This window comes from Mycobacterium angelicum (assembly GCF_002086155.1).
GTDB lineage: Bacteria > Actinomycetota > Actinomycetes > Mycobacteriales > Mycobacteriaceae > Mycobacterium > Mycobacterium angelicum.
Window position 1 is genome coordinate 1 of the sequence record NZ_MVHE01000065.1, and the last position, 17,322, is coordinate 17,322.

22 protein-coding genes are annotated in these 17,322 nt (G+C 66.7%); 12 read left to right on the top strand and 10 right to left on the bottom strand.

The genetic code is table 11. From position 1 onward, the window contains the following. A partial coding sequence (locus BST12_RS24120) for a PE family protein (protein ID WP_139801882.1) occupies nt 1-726 on the bottom strand: 726 nt, incomplete at its 3' end. Nucleotides 727-910: 184 nt separating this feature from the next. Then, nucleotides 911-1,270, bottom strand: a complete 360-nt coding sequence (locus tag BST12_RS24125; protein WP_083115768.1) for a PE family protein — start codon at nt 1,268-1,270, stop codon at nt 911-913. A gap of 297 nt (nt 1,271-1,567) precedes the next feature. Between BST12_RS24125 and BST12_RS24130 the strand changes: the two genes are divergently transcribed. Further along, on the top strand, nt 1,568-2,710 hold the full coding sequence (locus BST12_RS24130; RefSeq protein ID WP_083115769.1) for an NAD(P)H-binding protein: 1,143 nt from the start codon (nt 1,568-1,570) through the stop codon (nt 2,708-2,710). Beyond that, the gene (locus BST12_RS24135) at nt 2,707-3,429 is read left to right on the top strand and encodes a CPBP family intramembrane glutamic endopeptidase (RefSeq protein ID WP_083115770.1); all 723 of its coding nucleotides are present in this window, start codon (nt 2,707-2,709) and stop codon (nt 3,427-3,429) included. Before BST12_RS24130 ends, BST12_RS24135 begins: the two co-directional genes overlap by 4 nt. Nucleotides 3,430-3,432: 3 nt before the next feature. Here the strand turns inward: BST12_RS24135 and BST12_RS24140 are convergent, their stop codons facing one another. After that, on the bottom strand, nt 3,433-4,236 hold the full coding sequence (locus tag BST12_RS24140; protein ID WP_083115771.1) for an enoyl-CoA hydratase: 804 nt from the start codon (nt 4,234-4,236) through the stop codon (nt 3,433-3,435). Between the two features lie 108 nt (nt 4,237-4,344). Between BST12_RS24140 and BST12_RS24145 the strand changes: the two genes are divergently transcribed. Beyond that, entirely contained in the window at nt 4,345-5,430 is a 1,086-nt protein-coding gene (locus BST12_RS24145) for a CaiB/BaiF CoA transferase family protein (protein ID WP_083115791.1), read from the top strand. An 11-nt stretch (nt 5,431-5,441) separates the two neighbouring features. Next, nucleotides 5,442-6,194, top strand: a complete 753-nt coding sequence (locus BST12_RS24150) for a 3-hydroxyacyl-CoA dehydrogenase (RefSeq protein WP_083115772.1) — start codon at nt 5,442-5,444, stop codon at nt 6,192-6,194. Nucleotides 6,195-6,327: 133 nt separating this feature from the next. Here the strand turns inward: BST12_RS24150 and BST12_RS34365 are convergent, their stop codons facing one another. Next, a complete protein-coding gene (locus BST12_RS34365) occupies nt 6,328-6,459 on the bottom strand; it encodes a hypothetical protein (RefSeq protein ID WP_139801883.1) in 132 nt (43 codons plus the stop codon). 240 nt (nt 6,460-6,699) lie between these two features. Between BST12_RS34365 and BST12_RS24155 the strand changes: the two genes are divergently transcribed. The 3 genes from BST12_RS24155 to BST12_RS24165 are packed head-to-tail and all read left to right on the top strand — an operon-like array spanning nt 6,700 to nt 10,374. Beyond that, complete coding sequence (locus BST12_RS24155; protein WP_083115792.1) at nt 6,700-9,024, top strand: MMPL family transporter; 2,325 nt, start codon at nt 6,700-6,702, stop codon at nt 9,022-9,024. Then, nucleotides 9,017-9,736, top strand: a complete 720-nt coding sequence (locus tag BST12_RS24160) for a TetR/AcrR family transcriptional regulator (RefSeq protein ID WP_083115793.1) — start codon at nt 9,017-9,019, stop codon at nt 9,734-9,736. The genes BST12_RS24155 and BST12_RS24160 overlap by 8 nt, the downstream gene beginning before the upstream one ends. After that, the gene (locus tag BST12_RS24165) at nt 9,733-10,374 is read left to right on the top strand and encodes a class I SAM-dependent methyltransferase (RefSeq protein ID WP_083115773.1); all 642 of its coding nucleotides are present in this window, start codon (nt 9,733-9,735) and stop codon (nt 10,372-10,374) included. Before BST12_RS24160 ends, BST12_RS24165 begins: the two co-directional genes overlap by 4 nt. Nucleotides 10,375-10,454: 80 nt before the next feature. On the opposite strand, the gene BST12_RS24170 is transcribed toward BST12_RS24165, so the two are convergent. Together BST12_RS24170 and BST12_RS24175 are read right to left on the bottom strand one after the other, a co-directional pair. Beyond that, nucleotides 10,455-11,306, bottom strand: coding sequence for a hypothetical protein (locus BST12_RS24170; RefSeq protein ID WP_083115774.1), 852 nt, complete (start codon nt 11,304-11,306; stop codon nt 10,455-10,457). Nucleotides 11,307-11,403: 97 nt separating this feature from the next. Further along, a complete protein-coding gene (locus BST12_RS24175; protein ID WP_083115775.1) occupies nt 11,404-12,117 on the bottom strand; it encodes an NAD-dependent deacylase in 714 nt (237 codons plus the stop codon). A gap of 37 nt (nt 12,118-12,154) precedes the next feature. Here BST12_RS24175 and BST12_RS24180 point away from each other — a divergent pair, with 37 nt between their 5' ends. Next, nucleotides 12,155-12,520 carry an Rv1152 family transcriptional regulator gene (locus tag BST12_RS24180; protein ID WP_083115776.1) on the top strand — a complete coding sequence of 122 codons (366 nt, stop codon included), beginning with the start codon at nt 12,155-12,157 and terminating at the stop codon, nt 12,518-12,520. On the opposite strand, the gene BST12_RS24185 is transcribed toward BST12_RS24180, so the two are convergent. Together BST12_RS24185 and BST12_RS24190 are read right to left on the bottom strand one after the other, a co-directional pair. Beyond that, a complete protein-coding gene (locus tag BST12_RS24185) occupies nt 12,517-13,326 on the bottom strand; it encodes a class I SAM-dependent methyltransferase (RefSeq protein WP_083115777.1) in 810 nt (269 codons plus the stop codon). The two genes, BST12_RS24180 and BST12_RS24185, sit on opposite strands and share 4 nt — an antisense overlap. Then, nucleotides 13,323-13,838 carry a DUF1697 domain-containing protein gene (locus tag BST12_RS24190; protein WP_083115778.1) on the bottom strand — a complete coding sequence of 172 codons (516 nt, stop codon included), beginning with the start codon at nt 13,836-13,838 and terminating at the stop codon, nt 13,323-13,325. Before BST12_RS24190 ends, BST12_RS24185 begins: the two co-directional genes overlap by 4 nt. 51 nt (nt 13,839-13,889) lie before the next feature. On the opposite strand from BST12_RS24190, the gene BST12_RS24195 reads away from it, so the two are divergent. From BST12_RS24195 to BST12_RS24205, 4 genes are all read left to right on the top strand, one after another. Beyond that, complete coding sequence (locus BST12_RS24195; protein ID WP_083115779.1) at nt 13,890-14,333, top strand: PPOX class F420-dependent oxidoreductase; 444 nt, start codon at nt 13,890-13,892, stop codon at nt 14,331-14,333. 10 nt (nt 14,334-14,343) lie between these two features. Further along, nucleotides 14,344-14,514, top strand: coding sequence for a DUF5302 domain-containing protein (locus tag BST12_RS32225; protein WP_170062192.1), 171 nt, complete (start codon nt 14,344-14,346; stop codon nt 14,512-14,514). A gap of 78 nt (nt 14,515-14,592) precedes the next feature. Further along, nucleotides 14,593-15,183, top strand: coding sequence for an HhH-GPD-type base excision DNA repair protein (locus tag BST12_RS24200; RefSeq protein ID WP_083115780.1), 591 nt, complete (start codon nt 14,593-14,595; stop codon nt 15,181-15,183). Further along, nucleotides 15,180-15,326 (top strand): hypothetical protein, encoded by a 147-nt coding sequence (locus BST12_RS24205; RefSeq protein WP_063892814.1) that lies wholly within the window; start codon nt 15,180-15,182, stop codon nt 15,324-15,326. Before BST12_RS24200 ends, BST12_RS24205 begins: the two co-directional genes overlap by 4 nt. A gap of 75 nt (nt 15,327-15,401) precedes the next feature. On the opposite strand, the gene BST12_RS24210 is transcribed toward BST12_RS24205, so the two are convergent. Together BST12_RS24210 and BST12_RS24215 are read right to left on the bottom strand one after the other, a co-directional pair. Continuing rightward, entirely contained in the window at nt 15,402-16,523 is a 1,122-nt protein-coding gene (locus tag BST12_RS24210) for an Rv1157c family protein (RefSeq protein WP_083115781.1), read from the bottom strand. A gap of 49 nt (nt 16,524-16,572) precedes the next feature. Then, nucleotides 16,573-17,307: a hypothetical protein gene (locus tag BST12_RS24215; protein WP_083115782.1), complete on the bottom strand. Its 735-nt coding sequence runs from the start codon at nt 17,305-17,307 to the stop codon at nt 16,573-16,575. Nucleotides 17,308-17,322 lie beyond the last annotated feature (15 nt).

A 17,322-nucleotide genomic window follows, 5' to 3' on the forward strand; every position in this document is an offset into this window, starting at 1 on the left:
GGCCCCACCGACCCCGCCGTGCCCGCCGATGCTGCTGCCTTGCCCGCCTACGCCGCCGGCACCGCCGGTGCCGAACAACCAGGTGTTGCCGCCGGCCCCACCGACCCCGCCGACACCGCTGGGGTTGAGCCCACCGGTGCCGCCGGCACCGCCGACGCCGAGCAGGCCGCCGGCCCCGCCGGCCCCACCGGTCGTGGTTCCGGTACCGCCGCTGCCACCGCTTCCGCCCGAGCCCAATAGCAACCCGCCGGCCCCACCGGCTCCACCGTTTTGCCCGGCCGCGCCGGACCCGCCGTTGCCGCCGTTGCCGATCAGGATTCCACCGGCCTGTCCTGCTGCCCCGGTGCCCGGAGTTCCGTTGGCGCCGTTGGCAATCAGTGGGCGCCCCAACAGAGCGTTGGTCGGAGCGTTGATCGTATCCAGTGCGATCTGTAGGGGCGAAGCGTTGTCGGCTTCGGCATGGGTGTAGGCGGCGCTGCTTGTGGCCAGGGCTTGCACCAGCTGATCATGAAAGGTGGCTGCCTGCGCACTGAGCGATTGGTAACTGCTGGCATGTGCCGCAAAAAATGCGGTGATCGCGGTCGATACTTCGTCTACGCCGGCGGCCAGTAGTTGTGTGGTCTGAGGAGCCGCGGCCGCGCTGGCTGTGGTTATCGACGATCCGATGCTTGTTAAATCCGACACCGCGCCAGATATCGACTCCGGGGATGCGAACAAAAACGACATTATTGATTTTCCAATGAACTCGTGAGTCCGCAATCGGAATTCGCGATCAGCAGCAGAATTCTTTTTCGCGGAGCCATTGACTTGAGCAGGGTGTATACGGAGTCAGCGAAAGAGAATCCGCCGAATGCGAAATGCTTTCCGCGCATCCGTTGTTGACATGCCGCGTGCGGCGCTGAGCCGCGTCTCATGGCAGGCCATTTCGTCCTGCTGAGCCCAGCAGCGTTCCGCCTGCGCCGCCGATGCCTGGGTTGTTGCTGATCAGGGCGACTTCGCCGTTGCCGCCGTTGCCGCCGTCACCGATCAAGGAACCAGCGGCCATGCCGTTTCCTCCGATCCCGGGCGCCTCGAGTAGCACGCCGCCGACGCCAGTAGCGATGGTGAAAAGACTGGCAAATAAGACCGATACGTCGTCAGCGTCAGCGGTCATCAATTGTGTTGCCTGGGTAACCTCAGCCGCACTCGCTGTGGTTATCGAGGATCTAATGTGTGTTAAATCCGTTGCCGCAGAGGTCATTAGCTCTGACGACGCGATCACGTAGGACACCAGTACCTTCCCATCCGCTTACGTCCATCGACGGACTGAGCAATCCCGCTCCGGTGTCCTTAGTGGGCATCGACGCATTGGTAGAGGGGAGCCTAGGACCGCCACACCGTTGGGTGCAGCGAAATGTGCAGAATGCCTTGCGTCCGGAATGGGTGGTTTTGGCAACGGTGGATTTGCCCTGGACATGGGTTACTCGGGCGTCCGGCAACGATTGCATCCGCAGCGGATAACTCGCGGCAATGTGCGCTTTGTCCCGGTGCTCGGAGATTGTCTCCACCGCCGCGTTAGGTTGGAATCATGCGGATGTTGGTAACCGGCGCCACCGGCTATGTGGGATCGCGCCTTGTCACGGCGCTATTGGCGGAAGGCCACCAGGTCGTGGCCGCGACCCGAAATCCGGCTCGGCTCAAGCGCTTCGGCTGGTTCGACGACGTCACACCGGTCCGGCTCGATGCGTCGGATCCAGCGTCCGCGCGGGCGGGGATGGCCGCCGCCGGCCCGGTTGAGGTGGTGTATTACCTGGTCCACGCCCTCGGGCAAACGGGCTTTCGGGAGGCGGACAACGCCGCGGCCGCCAACGTCGCGAACGCGGCCAAGGAGGCGGGCGTGCGGCGCATCGTCTATCTGGGCGGCTTCGTGCCCGAAGACGAGGCGCTGTCCGAGCATCTGGCCAGCCGGGCCGAAGTGGCCGGGGCACTGACCATCGAGGACGGTCCGGAGCTGGTATGGCTGGGTGCGGCGCTCATTATCGGCGCCGGGTCCACTTCTTTTGAGATGCTGCGCTACGTCGGCGACCGGTTCCCGGTCATGCCGATGCCGGCGTGGATGCACAACCCCATCGACCCGATCTCCATCCGCGACGTGTTGCACTACCTCGTTGCGGCGGCCGACGGGGCGAAGGTCCCGCCGGGCGCCTACGACATCTGCGGCCCGGACACCACCTCTTACCGCGAGCTGCTGAAAAAGTACTCGCACATTTCCGGCCGCTGGCATGCCGCCTGGCGGGTGTACGGCATCGGCACCGCGGCCGCGTCGCTGCTCACCGCGCTGGCCCTGCCGGTGCCCCAGGGTCTGGCGGGCGACCTGGTGGAATCGCTGGACCATCCGATGCGGGCGTCGGGCAGCGGGCTGCAGGACCGAGTTCCCGACCCGCCCGGTGGCCTGCTCGGCGTCGACGACGCCATCGCGTTGGCATTGTCGGGCAACCACGTCCCCCGACCGGTCAATGAGCTGGCCGATCCCCATCACCTCGCCGATACCGACCCGATCTGGGCCGGCGGCGACGTGCTGCGCATCCGCCGACTCGCGGGCGCGGTGACACCGGCCGTCGCGCGGCCCACTCTAGGCTTGCTGGACATCGTGCCGGGCCCGCTCGCCGGTGCGCTGCGAACCAGCCTGGACATCCTGATCACCCTGAGCCCGAAGGTCCGTCCACTATGAGCCAGTCCGCCGTTCCCTACCAGGTCAGCGCTTTGCAAGAGCTGCGCCGCGCCCTCGTCAATGTCGCTGTGCCACACCATGAACCGCCCGCGATAGTGCTTCGCCGTCGCATCGTCGTTGCCATCACGCTGGTAGCCGGCGCCGTGGTGTTGGGCTTTTCGCTGCGACGAGAAGCCGGCGACGCCAACTTCTACTGGCTGACGCTGCTGCTGGCCGCGGTGTGGATCGCCGGCTCGTTAGTGTCCGGTCCGCTGCATCTGGGCGGCATCTGCTGGCGTGGCCGCAATCAGCGTCCGGTCATCACCGGCACCACGGTCGGGTTGTTGCTGGGCGGCCTCTTCGTGCTGGGCGGATTGATCGCCAGGCAGATCCCGGCGGTCGCCGAATTGATCACGCATGTGCTGAAGTTCGCCAATCTGGACTCTTTTGAGCTGGTCGTGCTGATCACCCTGGTCAACGGCTTGGCTGAGGAGATGTTCTTCCGCGGAGCGCTCTACACCGCGCTGGGCCGGCACTTCCCGGTGATCATTTCCACCGTCCTCTACATCGGCGCCACGATGGCCAGCGGCAACCCGATGCTGGGCTTCGCGGCGATCATCCTGGGCACCGTCTGCGCGTTCGAGCGCCGGGCCACCGGCGGGATTTTGGCGCCCATGCTGACCCACTTCGTCTGGGGCCTGATCATGGTGCTCGTGCTGCCCCCGCTGTTCGGGGTCTGAGCTTCAGTCGGTGAAGACGGGGGAGCGGCGCTGCTGGAAAGCGACTGCGCCCTCGCGGAAGTCGTGTGCTCGCAACAGCCCCACCTGACCGTCGAATTCGCGCTGCAGGGTGGGTTCGAGTTCGGTCAGGGTGGCGGCGTTGATCGCGTGCTTGGTCTTGCCGAAGGCGACGGCAGGGCCGGCCAGCAATCTCGAAATCACTTGGTCCACTTCGGTTTCGAAGTCTTCGGCCGGATATACCGCGCTGACCAATCCGTACGACAGCGCCTCGGTGGCGGGTAGCCGCTCGGGCAACAGCGCCATCCGCATGGCCCGGATCCGGCCGATCGCGGCCGCCACCAAGGCCGAGGCGCCGCCGTCGGGCATCAATCCGATTTTGGTGAAGGCAAGCATGAAAAATGCTTTGTCCGAAGCCAATACGAGGTCGCAAGCCAGTGCCAGCGAGACCCCGACGCCGGCTGCGGGTCCCTGCACGACGGCAACCACCGGATGCGGCAGCGTGGTGATGGCCCGCACCGTGCGGTTGATCTCGGTGATGGTCGCGGTCCCGGTATCGCCGCCCGAAACGTCGTCGGCGCTCATGCCTGCCCCCGAACTGAAGCCGCGCCCGGTGCCGCCGATGCGCACCAGTTTCACCCGCGGATCGGTGGCCGCCCATTCGATCGCGTCGGCGATCCCGGCCAGCACCGAGGTCGTCAGCGAATTCAGGCTCTCGGGACGGTCGATGGTCACCGACAGCACTCCGTCGGCCAGTTCCACGCGCAGGCCCGCAACGGGAGCCAGTGTGTCGATCCCGGATTCCGGCATGGGCCCCACCCTAGGTGACCGGGGTGCGGGGCCGGCATCGGCGGCTGCGAAGATGCCAAGGGCGTCAAAGTGGACGAACGACCGAAGGGTTGCATCATGGCGGGACCGCTGACCGGACCACTAGTCGGACTACGTGTTGTCGAACTGGCCGGTATCGGGCCAGGCCCGCACGCGGCGATGATCCTGGGAGACCTCGGCGCCGACGTGGTGCGCATCGACCGTCCCTCGGCCGGCCAAGGGACGTCCAAAGACGCCACGCTGCGCAACCGGCGCATCATCACCGCCAACCTCAAGTCCGACGAGGGCCGCGAACTCGTTCTCAAACTGGTCGCCAAGGCCGACGTCCTGATCGAGGGCTACCGTCCCGGCGTCACCGAGCGGCTCGGCTTGGGTCCCGAAGATTGCGCCAAGCTCAACGATCGGCTGATCTACGCCCGGATGACGGGCTGGGGCCAGCACGGCCCGCGTAGCCAGCAGGCCGGTCACGACATCAACTACATCTCGCTCAACGGCATCCTGCACTCGATCGGCCGGGTCAACGAGCGGCCGGTGCCGCCGCTGAATCTGGTCGGCGACTTCGGCGGCGGCTCGATGTTCCTGCTGGTGGGCATCCTGAGCGCGCTCTGGGAACGCCAGAGCTCGGGCAAGGGCCAGGTGGTCGACGCCGCGATGGTCGACGGCTCCAGCGTGCTGATCCAGATGATGTGGGCGTTTCGGGCCACCGGGATGTGGTCCGATGTGCGCGGCACCAACATGCTCGACGGCGGCGCGCCCTATTACGACACCTACGAATGCGCCGACGGCCGCTATGTCGCCGTCGGCGCCATCGAACCGCAGTTCTATGCGGCCATGCTTTCCGGGCTGGGCCTGGATACCGCCGACCTGCCGGCGCAGAACGACGTCACCCGCTGGCCCGAACTGCGGGCCCGCCTGACCGAGACCTTCGCCGCCCGCGACCGTGATCACTGGGCCAAGGTGTTCGCCGATTCCGATGCCTGCGTGACGCCGGTGCTGGCGTTCGGTGAGGTGGAAACCGAGCCGCACATCACCGAACGCAACACCTTCTACGAGGTGAACGGCGGCCTGCAGCCGATGCCGGCCCCGCGGTTCTCGCGCACCGCGCCGGGTCAGCCGCGGCCGCCGCTTGTCGCGGAGACGGACGTCGAGGCCGTACTCAGGGCCTGGGACCAATAGAGAGGAAGCGTATGGAAATCAGGGACGCCGTAGCGGTCGTGACCGGCGGCGCATCGGGTCTGGGGTTGGCCACCACAAAGCGCCTGCTCGACGCCGGCGCGCAGGTCGTCGTGCTGGATCTGCGCGGCGAGGAGGCGGTTGCCGAACTCGGCGATCGCGCGCATTTCGCGCAGGCCGATGTCACCGACGAGGCCGCCGTCACCAGCGCACTGGACCTCGCGGAATCGCTCGGCCCGCTGCGCATCGTCGTCAACTGCGCCGGTACCGGCAACGCCATCCGGGTGCTGAGCAAGGACGGCGTCTTCCCGCTGGCCGCATTCCGCAAGATCGTCGACATCAACCTGGTCGGCACCTTCAACGTGATTCGCCTGGGTGCCGAGCGGATCGCCAAGACCGAGCCCATCGGTGAAGAGCGCGGCGTCATCGTCAACACCGCATCGGTGGCGGCCTTCGACGGCCAGATCGGCCAAGCGGCCTACTCGGCCTCCAAGGGCGGCGTCGTCGGCCTGACCCTGCCGGTCGCTCGCGACCTGGCCAGCAAGCTGATCCGGGTAGTCACCATCGCCCCCGGTCTGTTCGACACGCCGCTGCTGGCCGGGCTGCCGGAGCCGGCCAGGGAGTCGCTGGGTAAGCAGGTGCCGCACCCGTCGCGTCTGGGCAACCCGGACGAGTACGGGGCGCTCGCCGTGCACATCGTGGAAAACCCGATGCTCAACGGTGAGGTCATCCGGCTGGACGGTGCCATTCGGATGGCTCCTCGGTAGTCCCTGAGAAGCAGAAAGCCCCCCGCATCAGCGGGGGGCTCACTTAGGGAGGAAACACGAGGTTATCGACGGAACCATCGGGTGATGGTGGGTTCGGCCATGAGAAGCCGCGCAAGTACGCCCATGATGTCGCTCAGCTTGCCGTTGGGAGCGGGTGCCAGTCTTCGAGCTGCTCTGAGCACTCACCTTCGACGAGCATGTCGCCGTGGTAGAGAGCTTCGAAGTCAGCTTTGATGACGTCGGCACTCGAGTCGTCGATCCACATGACACTGAGCGTAGGAGTCACCATTAAGGATTCAGTGAGTCACGATTCGGAAAATGATGGCAATTCTTACCGCTGGGTAGGGTGATGCCCCGCTGGTGGCAGCGGATGTGAACCGTCGAGCGTCCGCCCTCGTCGATAGGGCAGGCCTGGTGTTTGACACCTGTAAGTTAGCGCTGATAAGTTATCGCGGATATGGTGCCGTCCCTGGGGTGAACGGCATCCGCGGTGGAGGGACGCAACATGCTTCAGGGGATTGCTCGATTTGCTATTGCGGCGCCGCGACGGATCATCGGGGTTGCGCTCCTGGTCTTCATAGCCGCCGCGGTCTTCGGCATCCCGGTCGCCGAGAGTCTGTCGCCCGGCGGCTTCCAAGATCCGAACTCGGAATCGGCAAAGGCCATCAAGGTCTTGACCGACAAGTTCGGGCAGAGCGGTCAGAAGATGCTGATCGTGGTGACCGCACCCGGCGGCGTCAATAGCGACCCGGCCCGCAAAGCCGGCACCGACATCGCCGACCAGCTGCAACGATCGCCGCTGGTGTACAACGTGACCTCGGCCTGGACCGTCCCGCAGGCCGCCGCCGCCGACCTGATCAGCACTGACGGTAAATCCGGCTTGATCGTCGTCAACCTCAAAGGCGGCGAGAACGACGCCCAGAAAAACGCCCAAACCCTGGCCGACCAGGTCGCCCACGACCGCGACGGCGTCACCGTGCGCGCCGGGGGCGCCGCCATGGAGTACGCCCAGATCAACACCCAGAACCAGGACGACCTGCTGGTGATGGAGATGATCGCGATCCCGCTGAGCTTCCTGGTGCTGGTGTGGGTGTTCGGCGGGTTGCTGGCCGCCGCGCTGCCGATGGCGCTGGGGGCGCTGGCCATCGTCGGCTCGATGTCGGTGCTGCGGCTCATCACGTTCACCACCGAGGTCTCGATCTTCGCGCTCAACCTGAGCACGGCGATGGGTCTGGCGCTGGCCATCGACTACACACTGCTGATCATCAGCCGCTATCGCGACGAGCTGGCCGAGGGCAGCGACCCCCACCAGGCGCTCATCCGGACCATGGCCACTTCGGGGCGCACCGTGCTGTTCTCCGCGGTCACCGTGGCCCTGTCTATGTCGGCGACGGCGCTGTTCCCGATGTATTTCCTGAAGTCGTTCGCCTACGCCGGGGTGGCCACGGTGGCCTTCGTGGCAACCGCGTCCATCGTCATCACGCCGGCCGCGATCGTGTTGCTCGGTCCCCGGCTGGACGCCTTGGACGTGCGCCGGCTGGCGCGCCGGGTATTGCGCCGGCCGGACCCGGTGCACAAGCCGGTCGAGGAGCTGTTCTGGTACCGCTGCAGCAAGTTCGTGATGCGCCGCTGGTTGCCGATCGGTACTGCGGTGATCGGCGTGCTGGTGTTGCTCGGGCTGCCGTTCTTCACCGTGAAGTGGGGCTTCCCGGATGACCGGGTGCTGCCGACATCTGCGTCGTCGCACCAGGTTGGCGACATTCTGCGCGACGACTTCGCCCATGATCCCGCGACGGTGGTGCCCGTCGTCATCCCCGATGCCCGCGGGCTTGGCCCGGGCGACCTGGACGGCTATGCCGCCAATCTGTCGCGGGTGCCCGATGTGGCATCGGTGACGGCACCGAGCGGAACCTACGTCGACGGCAACCGGGTGGGGCCGCCGGCCGCGGCCACCGGCATGGCTGACGGCAGCGCCTTTTTGACCGTGAGCAGCACCGCGCCGTTGTTCTCGCAAGCCTCCGATGCCCAACTCAAGCAGCTGCGCGCGGTTGCCGGACCCGCCGGCCGATCCGTCGAGCTGGCCGGCGTCGCCCAGATCAACCGGGACAGCGTCGACGCAGTGATGGATCGGCTTCCGCTGGTGCTGGGGTTGATGGCCGTCATCACCTTCATCCTGCTGTTCCTGCTGACCGGCAGCGTGGTGCTGCCGGCCAAGGCGCTGGTATGCAACATGCTCTCGCTGACCGCGGCGTTCGGCTCGCTGGTGTGGATCTTCCAGGACGGCCATCTCGGTGGGCTGGGCACCACGCCGAGCGGGACGCTGGTGGCCAACATGCCGGTGCTGTTGTTCTGCATCGCATTTGGGTTGTCCATGGACTATGAGGTGTTCCTGCTCTCCCGGATCCGCGAATACTGGCTGGAGTCGGGGGCAGCGCGGCCGGCGCGAGTGAGCGCGGCCCAGGCACATGCCGCCAACGACGAGGCCGTGGCGCACGGCGTGGCGCACACCGGCCGGGTCATCACGGCGGCCGCGTTGGTGATGTCGATGTCGTTCGCGGCGCTGATCGCCGCCCATGTGTCGTTCATGCGAATGTTCGGCCTGGGCCTGACGCTTGCCGTGGCCGCCGATGCCACACTGGTCCGGATGGTCGTGGTGCCGGCGTTCATGCATGTGATGGGCCGCTGGAATTGGTGGGCACCCAAGCCGTTGGTGTGGCTGCATGAACGGTTCGGCATCAGCGAGGCCGGCGCGTTCGAGACGCCCGATGCCGAAGGGGGCGCCGCATCCGAGGACCGTCCCGTCCCCGCAGCGGTGGCGCGCGATGGTTGACGTGTCGGTGGAGGGCCTTCGCCGGCAGCGTGCCCCGCGTGGGTCAGGTGATCGCCTACGCCACGAAATCCTCGATGCTGCAACGGAATTGCTGCTCGATACCGGCCAAGCCCGAGCCGTGTCGATCCGGTCGGTGGCGCAGCGGGTGGGTGTCACGTCGCCGTCGATCTACCTGCATTTCAAGGACAAAGACGCCCTGCTGGACGCGGTGTGCGCGCGCTATCTGGCCAGGCTCGATCAGGCGATGGAGCAGGTGGCCATTGGGCAATCGTCCACGGTGGACGTGCTGCGCGCCCAGGGGCTTGCATATGTGCGGTTCGCCGTGCAGACCCCGGAGTTGTATCGGCTGGCCACGATGGGTGAGTGGCGGTCGGGAAGCAATGTCGATATGGCCCTGGACAGCACCGCGTTCAAGCACATGCGTGCTTCGGTGCAGACGTTGATGGACGAAGGCGTCTACCGGACCGACGACCCGACCACCATTGCCCTGGAGCTGTGGACCGCCGCGCACGGCGTGGCGGCCCTGTTGATCGCCAAACCTCATCTGCCCTTCGGTGATGTCGACTCGTTCGCGGACCGCGTTCTCGGGGCAGTACTGTGTGGCCACATGGTGGCCGGGCTGGTTGGCTCGCAGGTTGGCGGGAAAGCTACTTCAGCGCAGATGGTGGATTGGGTGATGGCGCATCGCGATTCGGCGGACTCCCCGGCATGACCGCGGCCACCGCATGCACGGTCGAACACCCGTTCTTCGCCAGGATCTGGCCGGTGGTGGCCTCCCACGAAGTCAAGGCGATCCGCGAATTGCGCCGGGCGAACCTGGCGGGGCTGTCGGGCAGGGTGCTCGAAGTCGGTGCGGGTATCGGGACGAACTTCGCGATCTACCCGGAGTCCGTCGAGTGCGTCGTGGCTGTGGAGCCGGAGCCGCGGTTGGCGGCCCGGGCCCTCACCGCAGTGGCCAGCGCTCCCGTCCAGGTCGTGCTGAGTGCATTGACGGTGGAACAGTTCAGCACCAGTGAGCCGTTTGACGCGATGGTGTGCTCGCTGGTGCTGTGCTCGGTGAGCGATCCCGACGGGGTGCTGCGACGGCTGCATTCGCTGCTTCGCCCGGGCGGAGAGCTGCGTTACCTCGAGCATGTGGCCAGCCCCGGCGGTAGGGGCCGACTGCAGCGGTTGGCCGATGCCACCTTGTGGCCCAGGCTCTTCGGCAACTGTCACACGCATCGCGATACCGAGCGCTCGATCGTCGACGCCGGGTTCGAGGTGTGCGCGTCGCGCCGCGAGCTGACTGTGCCGGGCTGGTTGCCCTGGCCGGTCTCGGAATTGCTGCTGGGCCAGGCGTATCGGGCCTAGCTTCTCTCGCCTTTGCGCCGAGACTGCATACAGCGCGCAGTATTCGGCGCGATCGCGATCCGTGCGCAGACTCGGCGCCGTCAATGCAGGCTCGAGGCGCGAAACTCCAAAGCGTCGCGAACCCGGCGAACAATGTCGGGGGGACGATCGGTGACAACCACCCGAACAATGAGCCAACCCAGCCGCGCTAACGCCTCGCTGCGCCGCAGATCCTTTTGGTATTGCCAGCGGTCGAGCCGATGATGCTCACCGTCATACTCGACCGCCACCATCGGTTTCTTCCACCCCATATCGAGGTAGTACACCTGCGTTCCGTCCGCGGTGACGACCGGGATTTGGGTGACCGGCCGTGGCAGGCCGGCGCGTATCAACAGCAGCCGCAGCCATGTCTCCTTCGGCGACTGCGAACCGGCGTCCGCCAGCTCCAATGCCGATTCCAGCTGCCTGATCCCGCGCGCGCCGCGATGTCGTTCGGTCACTGCGGCGACATCCGTGACCTTAATGCCGGTAGCGCGCATGAGCGCATCCAGGTGAGCGATCGCGCTGCCGATCGGTTTGCGGCGCCCGATATCGAATGCCGTGCGTTGTGGGGTGGTGACTGGCAACCCGGCGAAGATGGCGAACTCGTCTCGGTACAGCTTCGCGTCGTAGGTTTGTACCCCGCGTGGGGCCCGCGCATTCGACCAGATCAACTCGACCGGCTCTCCGCCATCCACCCATTTCGAACCATGCCAAAACGCTGCGGTCAGGCCGGCGACGATGCCCTGTCGACGCGACCACAGCCATCCCGCTATCGCTTTGTGCTGCAGGGTGAGCTGCTGATTGCGGGGGACGTAGACATCCGGGAACACCCTGGCGAATCCGGAACGCAACTGGTGGGGTCGCAGCAGCCCACTCCGTACAGCTTCGCTGCCCAGAAACGGTGGTGACATGCCAGCAGCGTCACGGACTTTCCCACACGACGACGCCGAAACTGCGTTCGGCGCGCGATATTGGGGATCAAGCGCGATCTGTGCGCAGACCCGGCGGCTATTTCAGCAGCGCGGGCAGCCGCTCCAGCAGGCCGGGCAGGGCCTGGGAAGCCGACTCGCGGATGCTGAGCGTGACGCTTCTGGTCAGCGGTGTGCGCTCGGGATTCACCTCGATCACCACGGTGCCGCGGGCCAGCGCCGCCTCCGGCAACCCCGCCGCGGGGTAGACGATCGCAGATGTCCCGACCACTACCATCACGTCGGCGGCTTCGGTCGCCTCGACGGCGTGCCCCCACGGACCCTGGGGCAGCTGTTCCCCGAACCACACGATGTCCGGACGGATCAGGCCGCCGCAGTGACACACCGGCGGCTCCACTTCGATCGCCGGTTCGGCCATTTCGGGCAACGGCTCGTGGTACGGCAAACCGCAACGCGCACAACGAAATTCGAACAAGCTGCCGTGCAGGTGATGCACCGGAGCGCTGCCGGCCCGCTCGTGCAGGTCGTCGACATTCTGGGTGATGACGCTGACGTCCGCGTGCTGCTGCCACTGCGCGATCGCACGATGTCCGGCGTTGGGCTCGACGTCGGCCACCAGATAGTGGCGCCACAGGTACCAGCCCCAGACGCGCTCAGGGTTGCGCTCCCAGCCCTGGGTGCTGGACAACTCGTAGGGGTCGAAACGGGCCCACAAGCCGTTCTTGTCATCGCGAAAAGTGGGGACGCCGCTCTCCGCGGAGATTCCCGCGCCGGTGAGCACCGTGATTCGCATCCCACAAACATAGCCGGACTTAGTAGATACTGGTCATGTGGAGCTGCGCGATTTGCTACGGGTCGACGTCAAGGCCGGCAAGCCTTTGTTCGACCAGCTCAGAACCCAGGTCATCGACGGAGTCCGGGCCGGGGCGCTACCGCCCGGCACCCGGCTGCCGACGGTGCGTGACTTGGCCGGCCAGCTTGGCGTGGCCGCCAACACCGTCGCCAGGGCCTACCGGGAACTCGAATCGGCGGCGATCGTCGAAACCCGGGGACGATTCGGCACTTTCATCTCGCGCTTCGACCCGACCGATGCCGCGATGGCCGCAGCGGCCAAGGAATACGTCGAAGTTGCCCGAGCGCTCGGCCTCACCAAATCCGACGCCATGCGCTACCTCACCAGCGTGCCCGACGATTAGCCGAACTCCAGCAGCGTCAGGCACGGACGCAGCGAGTCGAACACGCTCAGGTGGTACAGCGTCGACAGCGCGACGTTGAAGATCAAGCCGCGCCCCGCGGGCAGGCGCAAGTCGTGCGCCGCGACCACACCTGGCACCGTCTGCACCAGATCCGCGGCCTGGGCGACCGAAAGACTGAACGGCATCGGCGGAATCTTGTAGCGCAGCGAGGTTCGGATTCCGAGTCGGCTCCACTTGCTAAACCAGGTCGGCGGCAGATCGAAAAGCATGCGGCCGCCGGGAAACGCTGTGGCGCACTGTGCGATCAGGCCCAGCGCCTGCTCGGGCTGCAGATACATCAGCAATCCCTCGGCGGTGATGAAGACCCCGCCGGACGGGTCGACCGTCTCCATCCAGCTGTAGTCCAACGCCGACTGAGCGCACACCGACACCCGTGGTGATGCCGGAAGCAACCGCCTTCGAATGTCCACCATCGGCGGCAAATCCACTGTCAGCCACCGGAATTGGTTGTCGGCGACGGCGGCGTCCAGGCGCCAGAAGGTAGTCTGCAGGCCTTCTGCCAGCGCCACCACAGTGGCCGTCGGGTGCTGCCGCAGGTAGGGCAGCAGTTGGTTGTCGAAGGCCAGCGCGCGCAGCGCGATGTCCTGGCGGGTCGGTCCAAACTTCGCGAAGTCGAAGTCGATCGAATCGACCAGGGCCACGGCCATTGGGTCGTCGATGATCGGGTCGCTGCGGCGTGCCTCGTTGGCGCGGGCGTTGAGCGTCAGCAGGGCGGTCTCGGACACACCGGTGAGGTCGACCTTCACCGCAGCACCTTATCGAGGGTGCGCAGATTGCGCGTAGTGGTCGAGGACTTGTAGCGCTTCTTTCCCATGGTCTGTCCAATGGTGCTGTCCAGCGTGCTGCCCTTGGGTACCTGCCAATAGATGACGCCCACACCGCGGCTGATCTTCTCGTCCGGTCCGGCGGTCAGCGCCGCGAGCTCGTCGAGCACGGCGGCATCGGTCACGAACGTGACGTACGACTGGTAGCCGTCGACCTCGCGCTCGAACGGATACACCGCGGAAATGTCGTGCACCGTCGCGATGTCGTACGCCAGCACCCACGCGTCGTAGCCGAACCTGTCGCGCAACGCGGTTTCGGCCTTCTTGCGTACCGTCGCGACCGTCGACGACGACTCCAGCAGTACGTTGCCGCTGGCCAGAATCGTGCGGACGTTGGTGAATCCGGCGTCGCTCAGTGCCGCGGCGACCTCGGCCATTTTGAGGTTGACGCCGCCGACGTTGACGCCGCGCAGGAATGCCGCGTATTGGGTCATGATCCGATTCCACTCCCTCGGTTCGGCGGGCGGCAACGTAGGCTTTCCGGCATGGGACGCCAAGTCTTCGACGACAAGCTGTTGGCCGTGATCAGTGGGAACTCTCTCGGCGTGCTGGCAACCATCAAACGGGACGGGCGGCCACAGCTGTCCAATGTGTCCTACCACTTCGACGCCCGGCACCTCACCATCCAGGTGTCGATCACCGAGCCGCGGGCCAAGACCCGCAACCTGCGCCGCGACCCGCGGGCTTCGCTGCTGGTGGACGCCGACGACGGCTGGTCGTATGCCGTTGCCGAGGGCACCGCGGAGCTGACGCCGCCTGCGGCTGCACCCGACGACGACACGGTCGAGGCCCTGATCACCTTGTATCGCAATATCGCTGGCGAGCATCCGGATTGGGACGAGTACCGCGAGGCCATGGTCACCGACCGGCGCGTGCTGCTGACATTGCCGATCTCACACGTCTACGGCATGCCGCCGGGTAAGCGCTAGGCTTCCGCGTATGGCTGAGAACCCTCCAGAGGACGACAACAAGCGCAAGTTCAAGGAAGCTCTGGATCGCAAGATGGCGAAGTCGAGTGGCGGGTCCGATCACAAGGACGGCGGCGGCAAGCAGTCACGGACGCACGGCCCGGTGGAGAACCGCCGGGAATTCCGCCGTAAGAGCGGGTAACAAGCTGCGGCACAGCTGAATTCGGTGTTGAGCCGGTGCTGCAATTCGGGCCTGGCGGTACCGGCCTAGACTGGGCGGGTGCCGAAACTGCAGCTTGTCCAAGAACCGGCCGCCGACGCCCTGTTGGACTCCAATCCATTCGCGTTGCTGGTCGGAATGTTGCTTGATCAGCAGGTGCCGATGGAGACCGCGTTCGCGGGACCCAAGAAGATCGCCGATCGGATGGGCGGCTTCGACGCCGCCGAGATCGCCGACTACGACCCGGATAAGTTTGCCGCGCTGTGCTCGGAAAGGCCTGCCATACACCGGTTTCCGGGATCGATGGCCAAGCGCATCCAAGCCTTGGCGCAAATTGTCGTCGACCGCTACAACGGGGACGCCGCCGCGTTGTGGACCGCCGGTGAGCCCGATGGCAAGGAGCTGCTGCGTCGGCTCAAGGGGCTACCCGGCTTCGGCGAGCAGAAGGCGCAGATCTTTCTGGCGTTGCTGGGCAAGCAGTACGGCGTGACGCCCAAGGGCTGGCAGGCCGCCGCCGGAGAATTCGGCAAACCCGGCACGTATGTCTCCGTCGCCGATATCGTCGATGCGCAGTCGTTAGGGCAGGTGCGGTCGTACAAGAAGCAGATGAAAGCAGCAGCCAAAGAAGCCAAGGGAAAGGCGGCAACGTGAAGACACACATTACGTGTCCGTGCGGCGAAGCCATCGTCGGCAAGGACGAGGACGAACTGGTCGAACTGACCCAGGCTCACCTTGCCAGCGTTCACCCGGGCCTGGACTACGACCGCGACGCCATCCTCTTCATGGCCTACTAATTTCCCGCGAGCGTGCATGTTTGTACGGCGGCACGCCGTGCACGCCGTACAAACATGCACGCTCGCGCAGGGAAACTAGGGCACGACCGTCGAACCGATGGTCGGCATGAACTGGCATTGCCGATCCTTCGTGGTGACCTGCCCGAAGATCGTCGACATGATGCTGCCCGAGCCGGTGTCGGCGATCACCGTCAACGTGGTGGGCCCCTCGGGGTTGATGTCGCCGCGCGGCTTGAGTGTTGCGCTACCCGACTTGCCGGTGGTCAGGTTCACCCAGGTGACGTTCAACGGCAACCGTTGCACATCGGCCGGTCCAGGGGTCCCAACCGCAGTGAACACGTAGGCGGTCTGCCCCGGCCCGGGACCCGGTGCCGGGATGGTGGCCGGTCCCGCGACCGACAATGCGGTCGCCAGTGAATTGTTGCCGTCCCCTAGGCAATTGCTGCCGATCGAGGGATACATGAAGTCCTGCGTGGGCGGCGCGTCGGGGCCAAATCCCGGAGCAGGAGCCGCAGCCGGAGCCGGAGCCGCAGCCGGAGCCGGTGCGGCCGGAGCAGGAGCCGGAGCCGGCGCGGCCGGAGCAGGAGCCGGAGCCGCAGCAGCAGCCGGGGTCGGCGCAGACGGAGCCGCAGCAGGAGCAGGAGCCGGGGCCGCAGCCGGAGCCGGAGCCGGAGCAGGCGCGGCCGCCGGAGCCGGGGGAGTGAAAGCACTCGGCGCCGGAGCGGGTGCGGCGACCGGAGGCACACCCGCCGCCGGTGGGCCCGCGGCGTGAGCCGGATCGACACCCGTCGGTAGGTGTGCAACCGTCCAAGGCTCCACACCCACCGGCGGTATGTGCGGAACCGGCCCGGCCTCGGGAGGGGTGACCGCGGCCGGCGGGGGAGCGGGATTATTCGGTTCCGCGACGAACTGAGTCACCGACGACGCGACGTTCTTGGATTCGGCCGGCGCCGACGGACTGTGCGCGAACGCTTGCGCTGCCGCCATCAACAGCTGCGTCGCCTGCGCCGGGTTAGTGGCCGCTTGCTGGATTATCGGACTTAACTGGGTTAACGCCGGCAAGCCCGGTAGCTGTTGGGTGGGGTTGGGCGGCGGTGTCGCCGGGTCGGCTGCCGCGCTCGGCGAAATTGCGAGCGCGGCAGCCGATGTGACGACTACAGCGGCCAAACCTTTGGACAGACTCCAAGTGCTTGCCACGGTGTTCTCCCGGTCCTTAGGTGATCGTCAGCCGTTTAGAAACGTTTGCTCAGGGCAGTGCGGCGAGCAACGTCTGCGGCGGGTTCGACGGCGCAGCCGGCGCCGGCGCACCAGGCGCACCAGGCACGCCGGCGGTCGGCAATCCCGGGATGGCGCCCGACGCCAGCCCCGGCAGAGCCGCCTGGGCAAGACCGGGGATCGCCGAGGCCAGCCCGGGCAGCGCCGCCGCGGGTGCGGCCGCGGGAGCCGCAGGCGCCAGCGGTGCGGTAACCCCCGGGATCGGCGTGGTCACCCCGGGAATGGCCGGAGTCGCAGGCGCGGGTGCCGCCGCGGCCGGCGCGGTGAGCCCCGGAATCGGCGTGGTCACACCGGGAATCGGCGGAACCGCGGCGGGTGCCGGCGCGGGTGCGGCTGCGGCCGGCGCGGTGAGCCCCGGAATCGGCGTGGTCACCCCCGGAATGGACGGCACGGTCGCAGGCGATGGCGCAACCGCAGCCGGAGCCGCCGGCGTCAGGCCGGGCAGCACGCTGGCCAGCCCAGGAGCCGCGGGCGCCGGATCTGGCGTCCGCGGCGCCAGCGGCGGCGTGGCCCCCAGGGCCGACGCGAGGTTCTGCAGGATCTGCGGCGCGTTGGCCGCGGACGCGATGAGCTGCTGCGGAATGTTGCTAACGGGGTCCGCCGGCGCCGGTGCCGGGTCTGCGTGGGCGATACCGCCCGTCAGTAGTGCTGCGGACGAGCCGACTAACACCGCGCCGGCGCGTACGTAGGTCCAGATGGTTGGCATGACTCTCCCTGGTTG